The organism is Peribacillus sp. NPDC060253 (assembly GCF_042727425.1).
In the GTDB taxonomy this organism is placed as follows: Bacteria; Bacillota; Bacilli; order Bacillales; family DSM-1321; genus Peribacillus.
The window spans coordinates 19,423-42,256 of sequence record NZ_JBHXAS010000027.1 but is presented as its reverse complement, the minus strand read 5'-3'; the positions used below and the strand labels follow the sequence as shown (position 1 = coordinate 42,256).

Annotated in this window: 24 protein-coding genes; all 24 read left to right on the top strand. The window is 40.3% G+C overall.

From position 1 onward, the window contains the following. Positions 1 to 90: 90 nt before the first annotated feature. The gene (yabG, locus tag ACFWE9_RS09820) at positions 91 to 969 is read left to right on the top strand and encodes a sporulation peptidase YabG (protein WP_230162008.1); all 879 of its coding nucleotides are present in this window, start codon (positions 91 to 93) and stop codon (positions 967 to 969) included. A 312-nt stretch (positions 970 to 1,281) separates the two neighbouring features. After that, a complete protein-coding gene (gene veg / locus ACFWE9_RS09815; protein ID WP_034316343.1) occupies positions 1,282 to 1,533 on the top strand; it encodes a biofilm formation stimulator Veg in 252 nt (83 codons plus the stop codon). Positions 1,534 to 1,683: 150 nt separating this feature from the next. Then, positions 1,684 to 1,860 (top strand): small, acid-soluble spore protein, alpha/beta type, encoded by a 177-nt coding sequence (locus ACFWE9_RS09810; protein ID WP_230162010.1) that lies wholly within the window; start codon positions 1,684 to 1,686, stop codon positions 1,858 to 1,860. A 321-nt stretch (positions 1,861 to 2,181) separates the two neighbouring features. Beyond that, on the top strand, positions 2,182 to 3,051 hold the full coding sequence (gene ispE, locus ACFWE9_RS09805; protein ID WP_230162012.1) for a 4-(cytidine 5'-diphospho)-2-C-methyl-D-erythritol kinase: 870 nt from the start codon (positions 2,182 to 2,184) through the stop codon (positions 3,049 to 3,051). A gap of 61 nt (positions 3,052 to 3,112) precedes the next feature. Continuing rightward, positions 3,113 to 3,937, top strand: a complete 825-nt coding sequence (gene purR / locus ACFWE9_RS09800; protein WP_230162014.1) for a pur operon repressor — start codon at positions 3,113 to 3,115, stop codon at positions 3,935 to 3,937. A 13-nt stretch (positions 3,938 to 3,950) separates the two neighbouring features. Continuing rightward, a complete protein-coding gene (locus ACFWE9_RS09795; protein ID WP_230162016.1) occupies positions 3,951 to 4,325 on the top strand; it encodes a RidA family protein in 375 nt (124 codons plus the stop codon). Positions 4,326 to 4,518: 193 nt separating this feature from the next. Continuing rightward, positions 4,519 to 4,815 (top strand): septation regulator SpoVG, encoded by a 297-nt coding sequence (gene spoVG, locus ACFWE9_RS09790; protein ID WP_034316332.1) that lies wholly within the window; start codon positions 4,519 to 4,521, stop codon positions 4,813 to 4,815. Positions 4,816 to 5,150: 335 nt separating this feature from the next. Next, on the top strand, positions 5,151 to 5,312 hold the full coding sequence (locus ACFWE9_RS09785; protein WP_377356599.1) for a hypothetical protein: 162 nt from the start codon (positions 5,151 to 5,153) through the stop codon (positions 5,310 to 5,312). A 175-nt stretch (positions 5,313 to 5,487) separates the two neighbouring features. Then, positions 5,488 to 6,861, top strand: a complete 1,374-nt coding sequence (glmU, locus tag ACFWE9_RS09780) for a bifunctional UDP-N-acetylglucosamine diphosphorylase/glucosamine-1-phosphate N-acetyltransferase GlmU (protein WP_377356598.1) — start codon at positions 5,488 to 5,490, stop codon at positions 6,859 to 6,861. A 15-nt stretch (positions 6,862 to 6,876) separates the two neighbouring features. Further along, positions 6,877 to 7,830 carry a ribose-phosphate diphosphokinase gene (locus tag ACFWE9_RS09775; RefSeq protein WP_230162020.1) on the top strand — a complete coding sequence of 318 codons (954 nt, stop codon included), beginning with the start codon at positions 6,877 to 6,879 and terminating at the stop codon, positions 7,828 to 7,830. Positions 7,831 to 8,147: 317 nt separating this feature from the next. Then, positions 8,148 to 9,125, top strand: coding sequence for a sulfonate ABC transporter substrate-binding protein (locus ACFWE9_RS09770; RefSeq protein WP_377356596.1), 978 nt, complete (start codon positions 8,148 to 8,150; stop codon positions 9,123 to 9,125). 13 nt (positions 9,126 to 9,138) lie between these two features. After that, positions 9,139 to 10,311 carry an FMNH2-dependent alkanesulfonate monooxygenase gene (ssuD, locus tag ACFWE9_RS09765; RefSeq protein WP_377356594.1) on the top strand — a complete coding sequence of 391 codons (1,173 nt, stop codon included), beginning with the start codon at positions 9,139 to 9,141 and terminating at the stop codon, positions 10,309 to 10,311. Further along, positions 10,280 to 11,059: an aliphatic sulfonate ABC transporter permease SsuC gene (gene ssuC, locus ACFWE9_RS09760; RefSeq protein ID WP_230162026.1), complete on the top strand. Its 780-nt coding sequence runs from the start codon at positions 10,280 to 10,282 to the stop codon at positions 11,057 to 11,059. Before ssuD ends, ssuC begins: the two co-directional genes overlap by 32 nt. Positions 11,060 to 11,072: 13 nt before the next feature. Continuing rightward, positions 11,073 to 11,822 (top strand): ATP-binding cassette domain-containing protein, encoded by a 750-nt coding sequence (locus tag ACFWE9_RS09755; RefSeq protein WP_230162028.1) that lies wholly within the window; start codon positions 11,073 to 11,075, stop codon positions 11,820 to 11,822. A 168-nt stretch (positions 11,823 to 11,990) separates the two neighbouring features. Beyond that, the gene (locus ACFWE9_RS09750) at positions 11,991 to 12,629 is read left to right on the top strand and encodes a 50S ribosomal protein L25/general stress protein Ctc (RefSeq protein WP_230162030.1); all 639 of its coding nucleotides are present in this window, start codon (positions 11,991 to 11,993) and stop codon (positions 12,627 to 12,629) included. Between the two features lie 263 nt (positions 12,630 to 12,892). Beyond that, positions 12,893 to 13,453: an aminoacyl-tRNA hydrolase gene (pth, locus tag ACFWE9_RS09745; protein ID WP_230162032.1), complete on the top strand. Its 561-nt coding sequence runs from the start codon at positions 12,893 to 12,895 to the stop codon at positions 13,451 to 13,453. Positions 13,454 to 13,557: 104 nt separating this feature from the next. Further along, entirely contained in the window at positions 13,558 to 13,788 is a 231-nt protein-coding gene (gene fin, locus ACFWE9_RS09740) for an anti-sigma-F factor Fin (protein WP_230162034.1), read from the top strand. Between the two features lie 167 nt (positions 13,789 to 13,955). Further along, positions 13,956 to 17,492 (top strand): transcription-repair coupling factor, encoded by a 3,537-nt coding sequence (gene mfd, locus ACFWE9_RS09735; RefSeq protein ID WP_230162035.1) that lies wholly within the window; start codon positions 13,956 to 13,958, stop codon positions 17,490 to 17,492. A gap of 188 nt (positions 17,493 to 17,680) precedes the next feature. Next, on the top strand, positions 17,681 to 18,217 hold the full coding sequence (gene spoVT / locus ACFWE9_RS09730) for a stage V sporulation protein T (RefSeq protein WP_230162037.1): 537 nt from the start codon (positions 17,681 to 17,683) through the stop codon (positions 18,215 to 18,217). A gap of 219 nt (positions 18,218 to 18,436) precedes the next feature. After that, positions 18,437 to 20,047 carry a putative polysaccharide biosynthesis protein gene (locus ACFWE9_RS09725; RefSeq protein ID WP_230162039.1) on the top strand — a complete coding sequence of 537 codons (1,611 nt, stop codon included), beginning with the start codon at positions 18,437 to 18,439 and terminating at the stop codon, positions 20,045 to 20,047. Between the two features lie 4 nt (positions 20,048 to 20,051). After that, the gene (gene yabN / locus ACFWE9_RS09720; RefSeq protein WP_230162041.1) at positions 20,052 to 21,524 is read left to right on the top strand and encodes a bifunctional methyltransferase/pyrophosphohydrolase YabN; all 1,473 of its coding nucleotides are present in this window, start codon (positions 20,052 to 20,054) and stop codon (positions 21,522 to 21,524) included. 23 nt (positions 21,525 to 21,547) lie between these two features. Further along, entirely contained in the window at positions 21,548 to 21,811 is a 264-nt protein-coding gene (locus ACFWE9_RS09715; RefSeq protein WP_034316386.1) for an RNA-binding S4 domain-containing protein, read from the top strand. Positions 21,812 to 21,887: 76 nt separating this feature from the next. Next, positions 21,888 to 22,196, top strand: coding sequence for a sporulation protein YabP (yabP, locus tag ACFWE9_RS09710; RefSeq protein WP_230162043.1), 309 nt, complete (start codon positions 21,888 to 21,890; stop codon positions 22,194 to 22,196). Beyond that, positions 22,193 to 22,825, top strand: a complete 633-nt coding sequence (gene yabQ, locus ACFWE9_RS09705) for a spore cortex biosynthesis protein YabQ (RefSeq protein WP_230162045.1) — start codon at positions 22,193 to 22,195, stop codon at positions 22,823 to 22,825. The genes yabP and yabQ overlap by 4 nt, the downstream gene beginning before the upstream one ends. The last annotated feature ends 9 nt before the right edge of the window (positions 22,826 to 22,834 follow it).

Sequence of the window (22,834 nt, the reverse complement as noted above, 5' to 3'; positions counted from 1 at the left end):
ATCTTTCACCATTCAAGAATGGTTCGCATAACTTAAGAATGAAAATAAACTAGGGCAGGCTGAAAATAAGTCTTCTCATGGGGTGGGGCCATGAATATTCAAATAAACGATATTGTTGGTCGGGTTTCTTATAAATGCGACCTGGTGTTCCGGGTAATTGATATCCGGGATGTAGATGGAAGACGTGAAGCGATTCTTTATGGGGAAGATTTCCGATTGATTGCAGATGCACCTTTTCAGGATTTAATGATCATAAATGATAATGAAAGAAGTGACCGACAAAGGTCCAATGAGGTACTACAAGAACAATCTTACCGCTTATTAACACAAGATCTTGAGCTGCAACAACAAAAAAACGGATATCAATCCAGTAATGGTTACCGGTATAGCGGTGAATATTTTCAGATACCAGGCAGGGTCCTCCATGTTGATGGGGATGCGTCTTACTTAAGGAAATGCCTGGATCTATATCAGAAATTCAGTATTCCGGTCAATGGTGTCTATTGCAGTGAAAAGGAAATGCCCCAAAGAATCGGGGGGCTGTTGGATCATTATAGGCCGGATATCCTTGTTGTGACAGGTCATGATGCCTATTCAAAATCAAAAGGACCAATGTCCGATATCAATGCTTACCGTCACTCCAAGGACTTTGTACAGACAGTTAGAGAAGCGAGAAGGAAGGTTTCACATTTAGACCAATTGATAATATTTGCAGGAGCTTGTCAATCTCATTTTGAGTCGCTGATCCAAGCTGGGGCAAATTTTGCAAGCTCGCCTTCCCGTGTCAATATTCATGCTCTAGATCCAGTATATATTGTTGGAAAGGTAAGCTTTACGCCTTTTACTGAGCATATTCATGTATGGGATGTCCTTCGGAATACATTAACAGGAGAGAAGGGGTTAGGCGGAATTGAGACAAAAGGTGTGTTACGGACCGGTCTGCCTTTCAGGCCATTTCAGGAAGAATGAACGAGCTGCATTTTGAAATAATGCAGCTTGCTTTTAACGTGTTGGAGTTCGGATATACTCAAAAAAATCGAGCTTTTTTGAGGAGTAACGACACGAAATGATGTTTTAATTACGAAAATTCGGCTTGATTAAAATGAAATAGTTCGTTTACATAATTTTTCATTTCCCAGGATATAATAAAATTGTTCGCGATTTTGCCGGATTTCAGATAAAAATATATTGACTGCATTTTTAAGTACTGATATAATTTATTATTTTGTTTGCGTATATTTGTGAATTGTGATATACTTAACTTAGTGAGGTGGACCGAAAATGCCAAAAACTCTAGCTGATATTAAAACTGCACTTGATTCAAACCTAGGCAAAAGATTGCTTTTAAAAGCAAACGGTGGAAGAAGAAAGACTGTAGAACGTTTTGGAACTTTGGCGGAAACTTATCCGGCTGTTTTTGTAATTGAGCTCGACCAAGATGAAAATGCGTTTGAAAGAGTATCTTACAGCTATGCGGATGTTTTAACGGAAACCGTGGAACTAACATTTTTAAACAAACAACAAGAGATGTAACTTAGACGAGGCAGTGAACAATTATGTTTGCTGCTTTTTGTTTTGTATAAATTACCTGAGCGGCCCAATATAGGCGTAAAAAGGATGTAATGAAATAGCGTATGATGCAAACACTAGGCATGTGACAGCATGTGAAAGGGGTTGCTTCGCTTGAGCAGGAAAAAAGGGATTATGTCAGATGGTCTTAAAGAAGAATTGGCAAAAGAACTTGGATTTTACGATGTTGTCCAAAAAGAAGGCTGGGGAGGAATCCGAGCCAAAGACGCAGGTAACATGGTAAAACTTGCTATCGAAAAAGCACAACGTCAATTAGTGAACAAAGAGTAAGATAACACTTAATTGTATCATGCTGTCCTTGTGAACGAAGCCGGACTCTTTATATAATGTATAGCACTATTCATTTTTGCTTACATTGTAAATAAGGAGTCTGGTTTTTTTATGTATCGGGTAATGCTATATGGGTATGTAGCAAGTCTTTTGGGTTGCAGGAACGAGCTGCTCTCCCATGTACCTACATGTGTCTATTCTCCTCTAAAGGCCAATCTTAGCTTGAATACATTGAAATTACGATGAAAAAACCTTTAGAATATAAACAAATATGATAGAATAGGACAAGAACTTTTAAGAACGTTAAAGTAGGTGGACATATTGAAGCTTATGGAAAAAGCCCCGGCTAAAATTAATTTGGCTTTGGATGTGCTTTTCAAACGGCCTGATGGGTATCATGAAGTGGAAATGATCATGACGACAGTCGACCTTGCCGATAGAATTGAACTAAAGGAAATAAAGGGAAACCAAATTAAAATTCTATCCCATAATCGATTTGTTCCGGATGATCATCGTAATTTAGCTTATCAAGCCGCTTTTATTCTAAAGGAACGTTTTGGGATCAATAAAGGTGTTTCTATAACTATAGAGAAAAATATACCAGTAGCGGCGGGACTTGCTGGTGGAAGCAGTGATGCCGCAGCTACCTTGAGAGGCTTAAATAGACTGTGGAAGCTTGGTCTTTCCATGGATGAGCTTGCGGAAATAGGAGCCGAAATTGGCTCGGATGTGTCATTTTGTGTCTATGGAGGAACGGCATTGGCCAGAGGGCGCGGGGAAAAAATCACGCATCTTCCTGCACCGCCAAAATGCTGGGTCATCTTGGCAAAACCGACAATCGGTGTTTCTACGGCCGATATATACAAAAGGCTCCAAGTATCAAAAATGGAGCATCCGGATGTACCTGGAATGATTTCGGCTATTAACGAAAACAGTTACGAGGATGTATGTCAGGGTTTGGGCAATGTTCTAGAGCAAGTGACATTGCAGTTATACCCGGAAGTTGCGAATATTAAAGATCAAATGAAGACATTTGGAGCAGACTCGGTCTTAATGAGCGGAAGTGGTCCGACCGTTTTTGGTTTAGTGGAACATGATTCGCGCATGCAAAGAATTTATAACGGACTTCGGGGATTCTGTGATCAAGTCTATGCGGTTCGCTTATTAGGTGATCGAAACAACCTTGAATAGATACGTACATTAGTGGTATAGTTGCATTATAATATTCGGAATTCACAAAGGGGGTGTCTCAATGAAATTTCGTCGCAGCGAGAGGCTAGTCGATATGACCAATTATTTATTAGAACATCCAGGGGAACTTGTTTCGCTGACATATTTTGCTGAAAGGTATAGTTCGGCAAAGTCATCGATCAGTGAAGATTTGACAATCATCAAAGATACCTTTGAACAACGTGGGATAGGATCTTTAACGACCGTTCCAGGTGCAGCGGGCGGAGTGAAGTATATTGTTTCCATCAAGGAAGATGAAGCTAATGCCTTCATTGACGGATTATGCAAAACAATTGCCAGTCCCGAAAGGTTACTCCCTGGCGGCTATCTATATATGACAGACATATTAGGGCATCCGCAAACCGTGAATAAGGTTGGAAGGATAATCGCTTCTATGTATGCCAAGAAAAATGTCTCAGTCATAATGACAATGGCAACTAAAGGTATATCATTAGCATACGCCGTGGCAAATTATTTGAATGTTCCAGTTGTCATTGTAAGAAGGAATAATAAAGTAACGGAAGGTTCCACAGTGAGCATCAATTATGTTTCTGGATCTTCAAAGAGAATTCAGACCATGGTACTCTCTAAGAGAAGTTTGGTTGAGGGTTCGAATGTATTAATTGTAGATGATTTCATGAAAGCTGGGGGTACCATTAATGGTATGGTCAGTTTATTGGATGAATTTAAGGCAACAGTTGCCGGAATTGCGGTTCTGGTCGAATCAGAACATACGGAAGAATGTCTTGTCGAGGACTATGTTTCATTAATCAAGTTGACTCAGGTGGTCGAAAGAGACAAAAAAATCAATGTCAGCCGAGGAAATTACTTTTTGAAAAATGAATAGGGGGAATCATTTCATGAAAACGATACATACGAATGAAGCACCGGCAGCGATCGGCCCATACTCACAAGGTGTGATCGTCGATAAGTTATTTTTCAGTTCAGGACAAATCCCACTTACTGCTTCTGGTGAATTGGTAACGGGCAATGTTAAGGAACAGACACACCAGGTCTTTCAGAATCTCCAAGCTGTATTGAAAGAAGCGGGAGCCTCATTAGAATCGGTCATTAAAGCTACGGTATTCATTAAAAGCATGGATGATTTCGGTTCGATTAATGAAGTTTACGGTGAATATTTTTCTAGTCACAAACCTGCCCGCTCTTGTGTAGAGGTAGCACGACTTCCTAAAGATGTACTTGTGGAAATTGAAGTGATTGCGCTCGTTAAATAAACGGGCGTTTTTTTTGTTCTTTCAGGGGAATTCATAATGGGTAATTTTTCTGTAAGAAAAGGGTGTTTTCTATTATTTTTGAAAACTAGGCTGAATTTTCTAAAAAACTTACAGATAATAGAAGGAGTTCACGTTTTTTTGTTGAATATGTACTTTAAGTTTTAACAACAACAAAAAGGGATGGTGAGCTTAAATGGAAGTAACTGACGTAAGATTACGCCGTGTGAATACGGACGGTCGTATGAGAGCTATCGCATCAATTACACTGGATAATGAATTTGTGGTTCATGATATTCGTGTGATCGACGGAAACAATGGTTTATTTGTAGCAATGCCAAGTAAACGAACTCCAGATGGAGAATTCCGGGATATCGCTCATCCAATCAATTCATCTACACGCGGGAAAATTCAAGAAGCTGTCTTAACAGAATATCACCGATTGGGAGAACTTGAAACTGAACTAGAGGAAGCTGGAGCTGGAGCTTCTTAATTGACTATACTTTCAACCTTTAAATTTATAATTCGTGCACCTAGAGCCTACTTCATAAGTAGTGCTCTTTTTTATTTTATTCGGAAAGGATCGGTTTAGAACATATCACTTTTTCAGACAAGTTACGCCTTATTTGGAGTAAAATGTAATATCTGCGATGCATCTTCAAAAGTTTAAATACCCAATCTTTTTATTTTTCAAACCCTTTTAAACGTCTTGATTTTACAATCTTTGTAAGTGTGGGATTGCGTAATCCTTATTAGTGAAGGTCTCTTATCAGCTAGTCATCGAAATAAAATGGAAAAGCCAACGCGATTTCGGAATGAGGGATTACGATGGATGCGGTGCTTCTTAATGGTGTCCACACAGGTCATAAAGCAATACAAGCAGTGTTTTGGGATAATGGGGTGCGCGTTGTTGTAAGGGGGAGAAGGAGGGTTTCTGTCATTATGTTCATGCTCGAAAAACAATTCAACAGGCGTATAATTATTATTTGAGTGGTTCGTATATTCCTAAGAGTCCCATTAATAATGTTAGTAAGGCTGTTAAAAATGGAAATTTTTTTTGCCTTAGCTGTTGACAATAATATGTACTTTTAATTGTTACCTTGAAAAGAATCACTATTTGAGATAATATTTTTAGTGGATAAAAAGGTAAATATGGAGGCCTGTTATGAGTAATCGCTATGCAATAGTATTGGCCGCTGGGCAAGGTACTAGGATGAAATCTAAGCTTTATAAGGTTTTGCACCCTGTTTGCGGAAAACCAATGGTACAACATGTTATCGATCAAGTCAATCAACTTCAAATAGAAGATATTGTAACAGTCATCGGCCATGGGGCTGAAAAAGTTCAAGAACAACTTGGTGATTCATGCAAGTATGCCTTACAAGATCAGCAATTGGGTACGGCACATGCTGTCATGCAAGCGGAAAGCGTTTTATCCGAAAAAAGTGGAACGACCCTTGTCATTTGCGGAGATACGCCTTTGATTAAAGCTGAAACGATGGAAGAGCTTATAGCATTGCATGAGCAAAGTCAGGCGAAAGCAACAATCTTAACGGCATATGCAGATGACCCGACTGGCTATGGGAGAATTCTTCGCAGTGAAGGCGGCCTTGTAAAAAAAATCGTCGAGCATAAGGATGCCTCTGATGAAGAAAGATATGTTAAGGAAATAAATACCGGTACATATTGCTTCGATAACCAAGCTTTATTTAGCGCGCTGAAAAAAGTTTCAAATGAAAATGTCCAAGGAGAATATTACCTACCGGATGTTATTGAAATTTTAAAACAAGAAGGCGAAATAGTGACGGCCTTCCAATCGAGTGATTTCGAGGAAACGTTAGGCGTAAATGATCGAGTGGCTTTATCACAGGCTGAGCAGATTTTACGGAAACGCATCAATGAATCACATATGAGGAATGGTGTAACGATCATCGACCCGCTTACTACGTACATTGAAGCAGATGTGCAAATAGGACAGGATACGGTCATTAACCCTGGGGCATGCATAAAAGGGAAAAGTATTATCGGGCAGGATTGCTTGATTGGTCCGAATTCTGAAATCAGTAATTGTGAAATTGGTGATGGAACGGAAATCCTCCAATCGGTTGTTCATGAAAGCAGTATTGGAAGTTCCGTAAAAATCGGTCCTTTTGCTCATGTTAGACCTCATTCTGATATCCGGGATTCCGTAAAAATCGGTAATTTTGTAGAAATTAAAAAGACCGTTTTTGGCAAAGGAAGCAAAGCCTCTCATTTGAGTTATATTGGTGATGCAGAGGTTGGAGAGAATGTTAATATAGGCTGCGGATCTATTACCGTGAATTACGACGGGAAAAATAAACATTTGACGAAGATTGAAGACAATGTCTTCATAGGCTGCAATTCTAACCTTGTTGCACCTGTGACGATTGGAGAAGGGGCATATGTAGCTGCAGGGTCAACCATCACACAAGATGTACCTCAGGAAGCTCTATCCGTTGCTCGGGCTCGTCAAGTTAACAAAGAAGATTATGTGAATAAATTGAAATTTAATAAATAACCGACGGAGGTCATCATGTCAAATCAGTATTTAGATCCTAATTTAAAAGTATTCTCTTTAAATTCAAACTTTGGTTTAGCTCAAGAGATTGCGGCTGCAATCGGTGTTGAACTTGGTAAATGTAGCGTAACAAGTTTCAGTGATGGTGAAGTTCAGATTAACATTGAAGAAAGTATTCGTGGTTGTGACGTTTACGTGATCCAATCAACAAGCCAACCAGTCAATGAAAATTTAATGGAACTTTTAATTATGATCGATGCTCTTAAACGTGCTTCAGCTAAAACGATTAATATTGTTATGCCATATTACGGTTATGCCCGCCAAGACCGTAAAGCGCGTGCCCGTGAACCAATTACAGCTAAACTTGTTGCAAACCTTTTAGAAACTGCTGGTGCCCACCGTGTCATCACATTAGATCTTCACGCGCCACAAATTCAAGGTTTCTTCGATATTTTGATCGATCACCTTGTTGCTGTTCCAATTTTAGCGGATTACTTCAAAGAAAAAGATTTAAGTGATATTGTCATCGTTTCTCCTGATCATGGTGGTGTAACGCGTGCCCGTAAAATGGCAGATCGCTTAAAAGCACCGATTGCCATTATCGATAAACGCCGCCCAAGACCGAATGTGGCTGAAGTCATGAACATCATCGGTAATATTGAAGGCAAAACAGCGATCCTGATCGACGACATCATTGATACGGCAGGTACTATTACACTTGCGGCAAATGCACTTGTAGAGAATGGTGCTAAAGCAGTGTATGCTTGTTGTACACACCCAGTCCTTTCAGGTCCTGCCATCGAAAGGATTCAAAATTCAACGATAAAGGAATTGGTCGTGACTAACACGATCGCCCTATCGGAAGACAAGAAAATCGATAAAATCAGTGGACTTTCTGTAGCACCTTTGATTGCAGAGGCAATTATTCGTGTCCATGAGGAACAATCAGTCAGCACATTATTCGATTGATAAAAATTAATAGACGTAACCTTAACATGGCGGGCCTTTGGGCTCGTCATGTTTTTGGTTGAAAGACGCAATATTTAGAAAACACTTAATTCTTAGTTGACAGGTGTGAATACTAATAATAAAATGATGGTACAAATAAATTTCATCTTTATGGAATGAAGAAAACTCTTGGAATTCATACATGATGAACGCCGATCGGTCTACCGAAGGCTCCTTTCACTTACCACTGAACACTAGGCATCTTTTTGCCCTATTGTCCTTTTGGTGAAGAAAAGGAGCTTTTTATTTTTATATAAATTTAAGAAGGGTGTGCAAATATGAAAAAACGAAATGTAGTGCTGTTGTCTATTCTTAGCATCTTCATGCTGATATTAAGTGCATGTGGGCAGGAAAAAAACAGTTCCAAGAGTGTTGACGCAAAGGAATCCGATAAGGCGATCCGAATCGGTTATCAAAAATTTGGGACATTAAATATTTTAAAATCAAAGGGGGAGCTGGAAAGCCATTTAAAGGAAGTGGGGTATACGGTCGATTGGACTGAATTCCCTGCAGGCCCTCAACTACTTGAAGCCTTGAATGTCGGCAGCATTGATTTTGGGCACACAGGGGAGGCGCCACCGATATTTGCACAAGCAGCCAATGCACCACTTGTCTATATTGCTAATCAGCCGGCAAACCCTTCGGGAGAGGCTATAGTCGTGCAAAAGGATTCACCCATTAAAAATGTGAAAGATTTAAAAGGTAAGAAGGTTGGCTTGAATAAAGGTTCAAATGTTCATTACTTATTGGTCAAAGCGTTAGAGGAAGCAGGTCTTACTCTTGATGACATTCAGCCCGTCTACTTGCCACCTGCTGATGCGAGGGCTGCTTTTGAAGGAAACCAAATCGATGCCTGGGTAATATGGGATCCATTTTTATCGGCGGCGGAATTGGAACTTAATACGAAAACGATTCAGGATGGAGAAGGACTAGTGGCGAATCGTGAATTCTTTTTGGCAACTGATTCATTTGCCGAGAACGAAGAGGCTTTAAAGATCATTAAAGAAGAACTGATAAAAGTTGATAAATGGATTGAAGAGAACCCAACGGATGTCGCTGAGTTTTTATCTCCGGAAATTGGTATGAGTGTGGAGGCATTAGAAAAAACATTAAAAAGAAAAGAATATGGTCTTGAGGAGATTTCCAGTACGGTTTTGGATGATCAACAAAAGATTGCCGATACATTTTTTAATCTTAAATTAATTCCAAGCAAGATTAATGTTCTAGATGCATCTACAGATGTTAAAAAAAATTAAGGGGGAAAATAATATGAAAGTATTTTGGTTTTTGCCATCACATGGGGAAAGTCGCTATTTAGGATCGACAAAGGGAGGGAGGGCGATTACACTTCCTTATTTAAAACAAATAGCACAGGCAGTCGATCATTTAGGTTTTGAAGGGGCTTTGCTTCCAACAGGTCGTTCCTGTGAAGATGCTTGGGTAGTGGGTTCTTCATTGATTTCTGCAACGGAAAGAATGAAATTTTTGGTTGCAATTCGTCCAGGTTTAATGTCACCAACCTTAGCTGCGCGTATGGCTGCAAGCTTCGACCGGTTGTCGAATGGCCGCCTTTTGATCAATGTTGTAACTGGGGGGGATCCTGTCGAATTGGCAGGTGATGGCGTCTTTCTAAATCATAAGGAACGCTATGAGCAAACAAATGAATTTCTCGATATCTGGAGAAAGGAAATGTCTGGCGAGAGTGTGGACTTTGAAGGGGATCACTTAAAGGTTGAAGGTGGAAATATTCTGTTGCCACCTGTACAAAAACCGTACCCACCGCTCTATTTCGGAGGTTCATCTGATCCAGCCATCGATATATCGGGAAAACATATTGATGTCTACTTGACTTGGGGTGAGCCGCCAGTGCAAGTGGCTGAAAAAATTGAAAAGGTACGTAAAAAAGCAGCAGAGTATGGACGTGAAGTCAGATTTGGCATTCGCATGCATGTCATTGTAAGAGAAACGGAAGAAGAAGCTTGGCAGGCAACAGAGGAACTTATTAAATATGTGGATGATGAAATGATTGAAAATTCACAAAAGATTTTTGGTCGATTTGATTCAGTGGGACAAAAGAGGATGTCGCAACTTCATAATGGAAACAGGGATTCACTCGAAATCAGTCCAAACCTATGGGCAGGTGTAGGTCTTGTGCGCGGTGGTGCCGGTACAGCACTAGTCGGAAGTGCAGAAAATGTTGCCGCTAGAATGAAGGAATATGAAGAAATCGGAATAGAATCTTTTGTTTTATCCGGGTACCCTCACCTGGAAGAAGCGTACCGTGTGGCGGAATTATTATTCCCTTTGCTCCCTGTCGAACAACTGCAAGTTCCCGTTTCGAAAGCGACGAGTCCATTCGGGGAAATACTGGCAAATGACCACTACCCTACAAAAGGAAGTGAAAAAGAAGATGCAGGCAAAGTTAAACAAAAAGTTCAATAGGTTTTCCCTCATATCTTGGATCGTACCCATTCTGCTCTTGGTAATTTGGCAGCTGCTGTCTTTGTGGGGGATTCTGTCGGAACGGATATTACCCGCCCCGACTGAAGTCTTTCATGCTGGCGTCGCTTTATTGAAAACAGGCGAACTTATAGATTACATTGGCATCAGTGCCCAGCGGGCCTTCATCGGCTTTTTCATCGGCGGAATTATTGGTTTTGTACTAGGGTTGTTAAATGGGTTATCATCCATTGCCGAAACATTATTCGATACTTCACTTCAAATGTTGCGTAATATACCACATTTAGCTTTAATACCGCTTGTGATCCTATGGTTTGGCATAGAAGAAGAAGCGAAAATATTCCTTGTCGCCTTAGGAGTCCTATTCCCTATCTATTTAAATACATTCCATGGCGTGAAATCGGTGGATAAAGGTTTAATTGAAGCGGCGAGGGTTTATGGGTTAAATGGTTTTTCTTTATTCTGGAATGTGATTCTCCCTGCTGCCTTTCCATCCATTTTGGTGGGTGTCCGCTTTTCCCTTGGAATCATGTGGGTCACATTAATTGTTGCCGAAACAATATCCGCTAATTCTGGAATTGGATATATGGCTATGAATGCACGGGAATTCATGAGGATGGATATCGTTGTACTCAGCATTCTCTTATATGCCTTATTAGGAAAAGTATCGGATGTTTTTGCCAAAATAGTTGAAAAAAGATGCTTAAAATGGCATCCATCATACCAATGAGGAGGCCTTTATTATGAAAAGTGGAAATTCATTGGAGTTGCAGGGTGTAAAAAAAGATTTTGGGGAATTTGAGGTTTTAAAGGGGATGGACCTTGCTTTTAAAAAAGGGGAATTCATAGCGATCGTTGGTAAGAGTGGGTGTGGAAAGAGTACCTTACTACGTCTTGTGGCAGGTCTGGATAAGCCGACGGGCGGGAAGATCCTGGTGAATGGAAAGTCATTAAATGGACTGAATAAATCGTCACGTACGATGTTTCAGGATGGCAGGCTTTTTCCTTGGAAAAAAATTCTTCAAAATATTGGTGTCGGCTTAAAAGGGGATTGGAAGCCAAAAGCTATGGAGTTACTGGAGCAAGTGGGGCTTGCAGATCGAGCAAATGATTGGCCATCCGTTTTGTCGGGGGGACAGAAACAAAGGATAGCCTTAGCGAGGGCATTGGTGAACGAGCCTGATATTCTTCTCTTGGATGAGCCGTTGGGGGCATTGGATGCATTGACGAGGATTGGCATGCAAAGGCTTATAGAAGAACTATGGAGGAAAAGGAATTTTACTGCCTTACTCGTTACACATGATGTTGAAGAAGCCGTACTGCTTGCTGACCGTGTCATACTAATTGAAGAAGGCAAAGTCGTCATGAACAAGGAAATCAATCTGCCGAGACCACGGCAAAAGGATAATCTTCAATATTCATCATTAGCTGCCCAAATCCTTAACAGAGTCATGCAAGAGGGACAAATGGAAAAACAGGCGATTCACGCTTAGAAACAAAAAGAATGAAAAATTTTTTTGTGGCGAGATTCCTTTGTTTACCATATGTTTACGCTTAGTGAAGCCTCCTGATTTTACCTTTCATGTTTAATGCCCCACTATTTAGGGAAATGTTAAATATAGAGAAACTTGTAATTTAGAATTAGGAAGGCGGAGGATAGTATGAGTAATTTATTAGCTGCAAAAGAACGTACGGATTTAAAACACTCTAATTTAAGGAATTTGAGAGAAAGCGGCGAAATCCCGGCGATAGTATATGGCAATCAAAATGATAGTACCGCCATTTCGGTCAATAATATTGAACTTCAAAAGACTATCAAGGAAATAGGCCGTAATGGTATCATTTCTTTGGAATTGGAAGGTAAGAGTTATAAAGTCATGCTCTCTGACTATCAAAAGGATCCGATAAAGAACTTCATTTATCATGCTGACTTTTTAATTGTGGATATGTCCGCTCAGTTACAGGCTCAGGTTCGTATCAATCTTGTGGGTGTTAGTAAAGGAGTGAAAGACGGTGGGGTTCTTCAGCAGTCTCTTCATGAAGTGACGGTCACGGCTAAGCCTAATGATATTCCTGAGTCGATCGATGTTGACGTTACCGAACTTCAGGTAGGTGATACAATCTACATATCCGATATCAAATCGAATGAGCAAGTTACAATCGATAATGATGGCGAAGAAGTAGTTGCATCTGTTTTGGCTCCTCGTCAGGAAGAGGAAATAAGTACAGGTGAACAGCAAGATGGTGGTATCCCTGAAAATGAAGAGGGCAGGGAGACCAAGGCTTCACCAGAGTCATGATGCCGGGATTAAACAAGTGAATCATGATATAATAGGCGTAGCTCTTAATGAGTTACGTCTTTTCAATCTCTGGATGTTCTGATTAAACAGACCAGACCATTTTTAGGAGTGGAGTTCTTTAATTAGTATTTTTTTCTAATTAGTTCTCCGGTCGCTTGCAGGCCAGCTTGAAATTAGGGTACTATTTTTCTAAGGTCAATGATCTTGGAAAAACTTCGTCCCAACGTAACTCCCTAAATAACCGTAATGACGGAGTGTGAATCATGAAAATTATTGTAGGGTTAGGGAACCCAGGTAAACAATATGAAAAAACCCGGCATAACGTCGGATTTGAAGTAATAGATGAGTTATCCAGAAAATGGTCGATTCCACTTGATCAAGCTAAACATAAAGGAATATATGGTGTAGGAATGATAAAGGGAGAAAAAGTTTTATTGCTTAAGCCCTTAACCTACATGAATTTATCAGGAGAATCCATTTCTGCTGTCATGCATTTCTTTAAGGTGGATATAGCGGATGTAGTTGTTATATATGATGACCTCGATTTGCCTCCAGGGAAACTTCGTCTTCGTCAAAAAGGAAGCGCAGGCGGCCATAATGGGATAAAATCTACAATTGCACATTTGGGTACGCAAGAATTCAACCGCATCAGAATAGGCATTGGCCGACCGATTGGCCGTATCCCAGTACCTGATTACGTTTTAGGACGTTTTTCGCCTGAAGAATATGATCATGTAGGGGCGACAATCGAAAAAAGTGCAGCTTCTTGTGAAGCCTGGTTGGAAAAATCATTTATACAGGTCATGAACGAATATAACCAATAAGCTAAGAGTAGATATAAGTAAAGAATAATATCTTCCTGTTTCGCTGAATAATTCCCCCCTACTTTTGTACATACTAACACTATTATAAAATAGGGGGTTACGAAATGGCTCTCCATTATCGATGCCGACATTGCGGAACTAAACTGGGCTCAATCGAGGCACACTCACTGAGTACGGAGCAGTTAGGTTTTAATCAACTTACTGATGAAGAGCGACAAGAGATGATCGTTTATGATTCTGAGGGAGATATGCATATAAGGGCGATATGTGAAGATTGCCATGAATCGCTGCAAAAAAACCCTGAATTATATGAAAACGATTATATTATTCATTAGCGGAAGAGGGCTTTGGACAAAATCCAAAGCATTTTTCCGTTTGTCTTGTTTACAGAAACACATAAAATGAAAAATTGCCGTTAATAAAAAGAACGCTTGGTTGAATTGGCCAAGTTCAAATACAATGATTTTAGGATTGCGCACGTTAAAGAGAGGGGGGAAAGAAAATGAATGGATTACAAAACTTGTTCTCCAAACAAGAGGATGTTCATTCGTTAATAGCCGGCATTGATGAAGGACTTAAGGAACAAATGGTCTCTGGTTTGACAGGTTCCTCTAGATCACTATTGCTGGCTTCCGTATATGAAAAAACAAATAGGCCGATTTTATTAGTAACCCATAATTTATTGCAGGCTCAAAAATTCCATGAGGACTTATCCAGTTTTATTCCTGAGGAAGAATTATATATATATCCCGCCAATGAATTGATTGCGGCTGATTTAAGTGTAGCCAGTCCGGAATTAAGAGCCCAACGCGTAGAGGCATTGAACTTTTGGGCGGAGGGGAAGAAAGGGATTGTCATTGCGCCAATTCCAGGGGTGCGTCGTGTACTTCCTTCGAAGGATATTTGGAAGAGGCATCAGCTTACGTTTAATTTAGGGGAAGACATCGAGCTCGAATCAACGCTTAATAAATTTATTGCCATGGGCTATAACCGGTCTGAAATGGTTGCTTCCCCAGGGGAATTCAGCATCCGGGGCGGTATAATCGATATTTATCCCATTACGGAACCTAATCCAATAAGAATTGAATTATTCGATACGGAAATAGATTCAATAAGGACTTTTTCGAGTGAGGATCAGCGGTCCATCGAGAAACTCAAGAAAGTGATGATTGGTCCTGTTAGTGAGGCTTTGCTAGAAACAGAGCACATCGAAAGAATCATATCAAGGCTTGAAAGCGGTTTAAGTAAAAGCTTGAAGAAACTTAAAGATGAGAAAACAAAGGAACAACTTGTTCAAACGGTCAGCTATGAACTTGAACAGCTGAAAATGGGGAATAAACCCGACCAGATCTTTAAATACTTAAGCTTAGCTTATGAGAATCCAGCTAGTTTAATAGATTATTTACCTGTAAATGGCTTGGTGTTCTTGGATGAAATCAGTAGAATTCAGGAGATTAATGATTCTCTGGAAAAGGAAGAGGCTGGCTGGTACACGGACCTTTTAAGTCAGGGACAGATTATCCATGATATAAAATTGGCACATCCCATGCAGGAATTAATAATGAAATCTAACAGCCCGTTTGTCTACCTTTCATTGTTTTTACGGCACGTACCGCATACCAATCCTCAGAATATCCTGAATTTTGCCAGTAAACAGATGCAAAATTTCCATGGACAGATGAATGTGTTCAAAGCAGAATTGGAACGTTGGAAAAAAGGGAATTTTACTGTCGTCATTCTTGGACAGGATGAGGAACGGGTGAAAAAGCTGCATTCAGTTTTAGCCGATTATGATATAGAGGCGGCAGAACTTTTTGATGCAAATAGCATTCTTCCAGGTAAAGTACAGATTTTACGAGGCAGCCTTAATAGCGGCTTTGAATTACCTATGCAGAAATTCAGTATCATCACGGAAACGGAATTGTTCAATAAGAAGTCCAAGAAATCAATGCGAAGACAGAAACTATCGAATGCTGAGCGGATCAAGAGTTATTCAGAACTAAAAATCGGTGACTACGTCGTTCATGTTAACCATGGTATAGGGAAATATTTAGGAATTGAAACCCTTACGATAAATGGGGTCCATAAAGATTATCTACATATTCGTTATCAAGCGGATGACAAATTGTATGTTCCTGTTGATCAAATTGATCTTGTTCAAAAATATGTCGGTTCTGAAGGGAAAGAACCTAAGCTTTATAAGCTTGGCGGAACGGAATGGAAACGTGTAAAAAGTAAAGTACAATCCTCAGTTGAAAACATAGCTGATGATTTAATCAAGTTATACGCCGAAAGGGAAGCAGCAAAGGGCTATGCTTTTTCGCCTGATGGTGATATGCAGAGAGAATTTGAAACATCTTTCGCTTATAACGAAACAGAAGATCAAATACGTTCTATAGTTGAAATCAAAAAGGATATGGAACGGGAACGACCAATGGATCGTTTATTATGCGGTGATGTTGGCTATGGGAAGACAGAGGTAGCCATCCGTGCCGCTTTTAAAGCCATTATGGACGGCAAGCAAGTTGCATTTCTTGTTCCGACCACAATCCTCGCTCAGCAGCATTTTGAAACACTTAGAGAACGTTTTCAGGATTATCCCATTTCGATTGGCCTTATGAGCCGTTTCCGGTCAAAAAAACAGCAAACGGAAACGATTAAAGGACTGAAGGCTGGCACGGTGGATATTGTCGTTGGCACGCACAGGATTTTATCCAAAGATCTAGTGTACCGTGATTTAGGTTTGCTGATCATTGATGAAGAACAGCGCTTTGGCGTTACACATAAGGAGAAGATCAAACGGTTAAAAACCAATGTGGATGTACTGACTTTGACTGCTACGCCGATTCCGAGGACCCTTCATATGTCCATGCTGGGCGTGAGGGATCTGTCCGTCATCGAAACACCGCCTGAGAACCGTTTCCCGATTCAAACTTATGTCATGGAGTATAATGGCTCGTTGGTAACGGAAGCGATTGAACGGGAATTGGCCAGGGATGGTCAGGTTTATTTTCTATACAATCGGGTAGAGGATATAGCAAGAAAAGCAGAAGAAATTTCCATGTTAGTACCTGATGCCCGTGTTACGTATGCTCATGGGCAAATGTCTGAGCAAGAACTAGAAGCCGTTATGTTCGGCTTTTTAGAAGGCGAGTATGATGTTTTGGTAAGTACAACCATTATCGAGACAGGTGTTGATATCCCGAATGTCAATACGCTTATAGTGAATGAAGCGGATAGAATGGGTCTTTCGCAGCTCTATCAGCTACGTGGCCGTGTAGGGCGATCCAATCGGGTAGCATATGCTTTCTTCACTTATAGGAAAGATAAAGTGTTGACGGAAGTGGCAGAAAAACGTCTCCAATCTATTAAGGAATTCACAGAATTGGGCTCTGGGTTCAAAATTGCCATGCGTGATTTATCCATCAGGGGAGCTGGAAATATTCTGGGGGCCCAACAACATGGCTTCATTGATTCAGTTGGTTTCGATTTGTACTCACAAATGTTGCAAGAAGCAGTGGATGCAAAACGTAATGACCAACCAGTTGAAGAAAAAAACACCCTTGAAATTGATGTTGAAGTGGATGCTTATATCCCTGATGCCTACATAATGGACGGACATCAGAAAATAGAAATGTATAAAAGGTTCAGAGGCATCACTTCTCTTGAAGAAGTGGAAGAATTACAAGATGAAATGCTCGACCGGTTCGGGGAGTATCCAGAAGAAGTCTCCTATTTATTCCTGATTGCTGAAATGAAGGTATATGCTGAAAAAGCGGGAATTGAAAGCATTAAACAATTGAAGCAGGAAATCAGCATTCTCCTTAGGGAAAATGTAAGCAGCGATGTGGATGGTCAAAAGGTGTTTGGGCTGGGTTCGAAGTACGGCCGTATGGTAGGATTCGGCATGGACGGGAATCGAATGAAGCTAGTCCTGCACATAAAAGGGGTAGAGCAAAGCAAATGGCTCGATATTCTTTTTGAGATGGCTAAGGGTTTACAGCATGTAAAAAAGGAGACTCAAGCAACAAAAAATTGAAATGAATGATTGTCCTCTTGAAGATATTCTTTTTAAGATACCATGGTAATAAAATGCAACAAAAAGAAAAATTTTTTCAAAGTGCATAGAACTTACCATTAGAAAAATACTATGTACAATAGCTGGTGATGATTTTGCTACAAAAAGAGGATTTTCAAATCAATTAGATGAAAGTGAGGCAACATTAGATGAAAGCAACTGGTATCGTTCGCCGAATTGATGATTTAGGAAGAGTCGTCATCCCGAAAGAAATTCGCAGGACCCTTCGCATTCGTGAAGGGGATCCATTGGAAATCTTTGTCGACAGAGATGGTGAAGTCATTTTAAAGAAATACTCACCTATTAGTGAATTAGGCGATTTTGCAAGAGAATATGCAGAAGCACTTTATGATAGCCTTGGAAATCCAGTTATGATTTGTGATCGGGATACTTACATTGCAGTGGCAGGCGGCTCCAAAAAAGAATACTTAAATAAAAGCGTTAGTGAACTAGTGGAAAAGATCATGGAAGAAAGAAATCCTGTCTTGGAATCTCCAAACGGACAAATTTCCTTCGTTGATTCAAATGATGAAGAGGTCCAATCGTATACAGCAGCTCCGATCATCGCGAGTGGCGACCCGATTGGTGCCGTCCTGATTTTCTCTAAAGAAGGCACTGTTGGTGAAGTGGAGCAGAAATCGGTTGAAACAGCAGCAAGTTTCCTAGCTAGACAAATGGAACAGTAACCTTGGACATGCCATTATATTTTTAATGTAAAAAGGTCAGCAATCGCTGTCCTTTTTGCTTTTTCATTAAAGTTAAACCAAATAGAAGAGAGCACAAGTCGGGGAACCTATTCTGTGATGTTAATATGGAAGTTAATTAACAGTATGGTTACAAAAGAAAAAAGACCACTAGGATTATGCTATAATAACTACCACATAAGAGTGAAAAGGGGAAAAAGAATGGCTGTAAAGCCTTATAAAACTTCAAATGAACTTTTTCGAGGTGCGCTGATCCTAAGCGCTGCAGCGATCATCGTAAAAGTTTTGAGTGCGGCCTATCGCATACCTTATCAGAACATCGCAGGTGACATCGGGTTTTATATCTATCAGCAGGTATATCCCTTCTACGGTGTTGCTTTAACGTTATCAACACTGGGCTTCCCGGTTGTCATATCCAAACTGATTGCAGAACGGGATTCTGCTAAAAATAATTTTGCGGTCAAGGACATTTTAGTGACATCATTTGTCGTCTTAAGTACGATAGGAATCGTAATGTTTGCTGTACTGTTTATTGGTGCTGATTGGATTGCCGGCTTGATGAAAGATCCGAATCTAGCCAGTCTGCTCAGAATCATTGCCTTTTCCTATTTATTAATGCCGATTTCATCTGTATTAAGAGGCTATTTCCAAGGTATAAACGACATGTTTCCTACGGCAAGTTCGCAGGTCGCTGAACAATGTATCCGGGTATTGACGATATTGGTGCTTTCCACAATATTCGTGTATCAGGGCTATTCTCCTTACGTGGTCGGCAAGGGAGCGGTCTTCGGGTCGATTACAGGTGGTATAACTGGCCTGGTTCTGCTTCTTGCTTTCGTAATTTTAAAAGAAGAATGGAAGCTTTTTTTACGAATGGAAATGATGCCGGTAAATTTCATCAAGATTTCTAAAGCCTTGGTTATTCAAGGGTTGGCGTTTTGCATAACGGGCCTGATCATTATCTTGTTCCAGTTTGTGGATTCACTGCACCTATATTCTCTATTAAGGAAAACGGGGATGGGGGTAATGGAAGCCAAAGAATGGAAAGGGGTATATGACCGTGGACAGCCTTTGCTTCAGCTAGGGACAGTTGTGGCTAATTCTTTTGCATTGGCGCTTGTACCAGTCATATCTGGATTCGTGCAAAAGAAAAATGAACAAGAATTACTCAATAAGATTAAGTTGACGCTGCGTGTAAGTGCGACGATTGGACTCGCTGCTTCGATTGGACTGGTGGTCATGATGGAGCCGGTCAATCATATGTTGTTCACAGATGCGAAAGGGACAATTACTTTAGCCATCTTCTCCTTATCGATTTTATTCACATCCCTCATCATGGCAAAAGCAGCGGTTATTCAGAGTTTAGGTTATTCAATTGTACCGGTGATCATTACGATTGTTGGGGTTGTTTGCAAGTGGGCTTTGAACCTTGTTCTAGTGCCCCATTACAAAATTGCGGGAGCAGCCACGGCAACAGTACTTGCCTTTATGATCATGACTGTATTATTTTATATGGTATTGAAAGTACATATTAAAAAAACATTGATGGAAAAGAAATACGTGTTCATTATCTTGAAGAGTACGGTCTACATGTGTACGGTGGTTCTTCTGTTCAATGCCTTATTCCAAGTGATGTTTTCAGGTGAGAGCCGGTTGATGGCTACGATCCAAGCACTGATTGGTGTAACGATAGGTGCAGCTGTATTTGTGATGACCGCCATTCGGGCAGGTTTATTCGGTGAAGAAGAACTTTCACTTATTCCTGCAGGATCTAAGTTTAAACGATTTATAATAACGAATAGGAGTAAATGAAATCATGAATGAAATAACGATAATAGGCCTTGGTGCAGGGGATTTAGATCAGCTTCCTCTAGGGATTTATAAAAAGTTAACACAAACCCGGCAATGCTTCGTCAGAACGATGGATCATCCGGTAATCGAAGATTTGAAAAGAGAAGGAATCAATTTCACGGCTTTTGACGAGATATATGAAAAGCATGATCAATTCGAAGCGGTTTATGAAGAAATTGCTGAAACATTATTACAAGAGGCTTTAAGTCGTTCCGTTCTATATGCCGTTCCAGGGCATCCGATGGTTGCGGAAAAGACGGTTCAACTTTTGCTCGAAAAGGGTCCGGCTCTTGGAATGGCGATTAAGCTAGAAGGTGGGCAAAGTTTCCTTGACCCATTGTTTCAAGCTGTTCGAATCGATCCGATTGAAGGGTTTCAGCTTTTGGATGGAACAAATCTTTCACCAGATGACTTGCACATTACCCAGCATATGATAATTGGACAAGTGTATGATGCATTCAGCGCGTCCAATGTGAAATTGACGCTAATGGAAAAGCTTCCGGATGACTATGAGGTATATATCGTTACAGCAGCAGGCAGCAGTCAGGAAAAAGTGACAAAATGCGCACTGTTCGAGCTCGACCGTCAGATGGAGTTAAGTAACTTGACGAGTGTGTATGTCCCGCCTGTGAGAGAAGAAGCGTTACAGTATCGGGAGTTTTCTAAACTGCGGCAGATCATCGCAGACCTTAGAGGGCCTGACGGATGCCCTTGGGATAAAAAACAAACTCATGAAAGCTTGAAGAAATACCTAATAGAAGAAGCATACGAGCTTATTGATTCCATCGATGAGAAGGACGATGAGGGCATGGTTGGTGAACTCGGGGATGTCCTTCTTCAAGTGATGCTTCATTCACAAATCGGTGAAGATGAAGGAATGTTCACGATTGATGATGTGATAGAAGGCATCACTTCAAAAATGATTCGACGCCACCCTCATGTATTTGGAAATGTTGAAGTGAATGGTGAGGAAGAGGTATTAGTGAACTGGCAGAAAATCAAAGAGAAAGAGAAAGGGAGCGAAACAAAGGTTCTGAATTCCATCCTGGATGGTATTGAGAAATCGCTGCCAAACTTACTTCGTGCCGAAGAGTACCAGAAAAGGGCAGCGAAGGTTGGATTTGATTGGGATGAAGTTTCCGAAGCGTGGAAGAAGGTTATAGAAGAAGTGCAGGAGTTAGAAGATGAAATAATGAACCCGAAACGGAATATAGACCGGATTAAATCCGAGTTGGGCGACCTCTTTTTTGCGCTTGTTAACATTTCACGTTATTATGACATACAAGCAGAAGAAGCCGTCTACAAAGCAAACCAGAAATTTCACCAGCGTTTTACATATATAGAAGCTTGCATTCAAAAGGTAAACAAGAAGTTTGAGGATTTTACATTAGAGGAACTGGATTCATATTGGGATGAGGCAAAGGCTAAAGGACTTTAATTAAGGGAGAGAATTGAATGTCGATGAGATTAGATAAATTCCTAAAAGTTTCAAGATTGATTAAGCGCCGCACCCTTGCGAAGGAAGTTGCGGATAAAGGGAGAATAACGATTAACGGACAACAGGCAAAAGCAAGTTCAAATGTTAAAGATGGCGATGAATTAACTGTACGATTCGGCCAAAAGCTTGTTACTGTGCGAGTCGATAAAATTCAGGAAACGACTAAAAAAGAAGCGGCTGCAGATATGTATACAATCGTAAAGGAAGAAAAGCTGGCAGAGGAGTAAGGACAGGCTTGGTTCTAATTCCCTTCATATGGACATACACTTGTACAAAATCAGTGTTACTGTGAGGGATGAAAAAATGAGCCAATATATTGATCCGAATGCTGGTTACACAAAGGGAACGCCCCAAGAACATGATGTAACGATGAAAGGCCGCCGTTTATTGGATATTACCGGTGTCAAACAAGTGGAAAGCTTTGATAATGAAGAGTTTCTACTTGAAACGTCAATGGGATTCTTATCAATCCGGGGTCAAAACTTACAAATGAAGAACTTAGACGTTGATAAAGGGATCGTTTCGATTAAGGGGAAGATTTTCGACCTTGTTTATTTAGATGAGCAATCAGGGGAGAAAGCTAAAGGTTTCTTTGGCAAATTGTTCAAATGAACTTAACGATCCAATTTTATACGTTGCTTGCGATGATAGGCATGGGCAGTGCTTTTGGAGCTGCCCTAGATACGTATAGCCGGTTTCTGAAACGTTCAGAAAGGAAAAGGTGGATTGTATTCATCCACGATTTCCTCTTCTGGATCATTCAAGGTCTCCTTATTTTTTATGTTTTGTTTTTAGTGAATGAGGGAGAGTTCCGCCTCTATTTATTTTTGGCCTTATTATGCGGTTTTTCAGCTTATCAAGCACTTCTCAAAGGATTCTATCAACGTTTGTTGGAGTTTTTGATTATACTGGTGATAAAGTTGACTAGGTTTATAACTGCTTCAGTTCACATGCTGGTATTTCTGCCGATAAAATGGGTGATAGTATCCGCCATAGCCATCATCATCGGGATATGTAAGTTCGTTTTGACATTATTAAAATGGGCGGGGAAAATACTTCTCTTTATTTTAAATATTTTCTGGAAGCCATTAAAATGGATCTTGACCTATATATGGAATTTATTGCCGGTTTTTGTTACAAAAAACGTCGGGAAGTTTTATAATAAAGGAAAAGGGATTTTATTGAAAATAAAGAATTCTATAAGTAGAATGCTAAATAGATGGAGAACTAAAAAGAAATGAGGAGCGATA

Bases quoted from the DNA above. Each gene is read 5' to 3' on its own strand.
- yabP (WP_230162043.1), top strand. From the start codon at position 21,888: ATGAGCCAATATATTGATCCGAATGCTGGTTACACAAAGGGAACGCCC.
- ssuC (WP_230162026.1), top strand. From the start codon at position 10,280: ATGCAGGCAAAGTTAAACAAAAAGTTCAATAGGTTTTCCCTCATATCT.
- ACFWE9_RS09785 (WP_377356599.1), top strand. From the start codon at position 5,151: ATGGATGCGGTGCTTCTTAATGGTGTCCACACAGGTCATAAAGCAATA.
- yabG (WP_230162008.1), top strand. From the start codon at position 91: ATGAATATTCAAATAAACGATATTGTTGGTCGGGTTTCTTATAAATGC.
- spoVG (WP_034316332.1), top strand. From the start codon at position 4,519: ATGGAAGTAACTGACGTAAGATTACGCCGTGTGAATACGGACGGTCGT.
- veg (WP_034316343.1), top strand. From the start codon at position 1,282: ATGCCAAAAACTCTAGCTGATATTAAAACTGCACTTGATTCAAACCTA.
- ACFWE9_RS09750 (WP_230162030.1), top strand. From the start codon at position 11,991: ATGAGTAATTTATTAGCTGCAAAAGAACGTACGGATTTAAAACACTCT.
- ssuD (WP_377356594.1), top strand. From the start codon at position 9,139: ATGAAAGTATTTTGGTTTTTGCCATCACATGGGGAAAGTCGCTATTTA.
- ACFWE9_RS09775 (WP_230162020.1), top strand. From the start codon at position 6,877: ATGTCAAATCAGTATTTAGATCCTAATTTAAAAGTATTCTCTTTAAAT.
- mfd (WP_230162035.1), top strand. From the start codon at position 13,956: ATGAATGGATTACAAAACTTGTTCTCCAAACAAGAGGATGTTCATTCG.
- ACFWE9_RS09770 (WP_377356596.1), top strand. From the start codon at position 8,148: ATGAAAAAACGAAATGTAGTGCTGTTGTCTATTCTTAGCATCTTCATG.
- pth (WP_230162032.1), top strand. From the start codon at position 12,893: ATGAAAATTATTGTAGGGTTAGGGAACCCAGGTAAACAATATGAAAAA.
- yabQ (WP_230162045.1), top strand. From the start codon at position 22,193: ATGAACTTAACGATCCAATTTTATACGTTGCTTGCGATGATAGGCATG.
- ACFWE9_RS09725 (WP_230162039.1), top strand. From the start codon at position 18,437: ATGGCTGTAAAGCCTTATAAAACTTCAAATGAACTTTTTCGAGGTGCG.
- glmU (WP_377356598.1), top strand. From the start codon at position 5,488: ATGAGTAATCGCTATGCAATAGTATTGGCCGCTGGGCAAGGTACTAGG.
- ACFWE9_RS09755 (WP_230162028.1), top strand. From the start codon at position 11,073: ATGAAAAGTGGAAATTCATTGGAGTTGCAGGGTGTAAAAAAAGATTTT.
- spoVT (WP_230162037.1), top strand. From the start codon at position 17,681: ATGAAAGCAACTGGTATCGTTCGCCGAATTGATGATTTAGGAAGAGTC.
- yabN (WP_230162041.1), top strand. From the start codon at position 20,052: ATGAATGAAATAACGATAATAGGCCTTGGTGCAGGGGATTTAGATCAG.
- ACFWE9_RS09795 (WP_230162016.1), top strand. From the start codon at position 3,951: ATGAAAACGATACATACGAATGAAGCACCGGCAGCGATCGGCCCATAC.
- fin (WP_230162034.1), top strand. From the start codon at position 13,558: ATGGCTCTCCATTATCGATGCCGACATTGCGGAACTAAACTGGGCTCA.
- purR (WP_230162014.1), top strand. From the start codon at position 3,113: ATGAAATTTCGTCGCAGCGAGAGGCTAGTCGATATGACCAATTATTTA.
- ACFWE9_RS09715 (WP_034316386.1), top strand. From the start codon at position 21,548: ATGAGATTAGATAAATTCCTAAAAGTTTCAAGATTGATTAAGCGCCGC.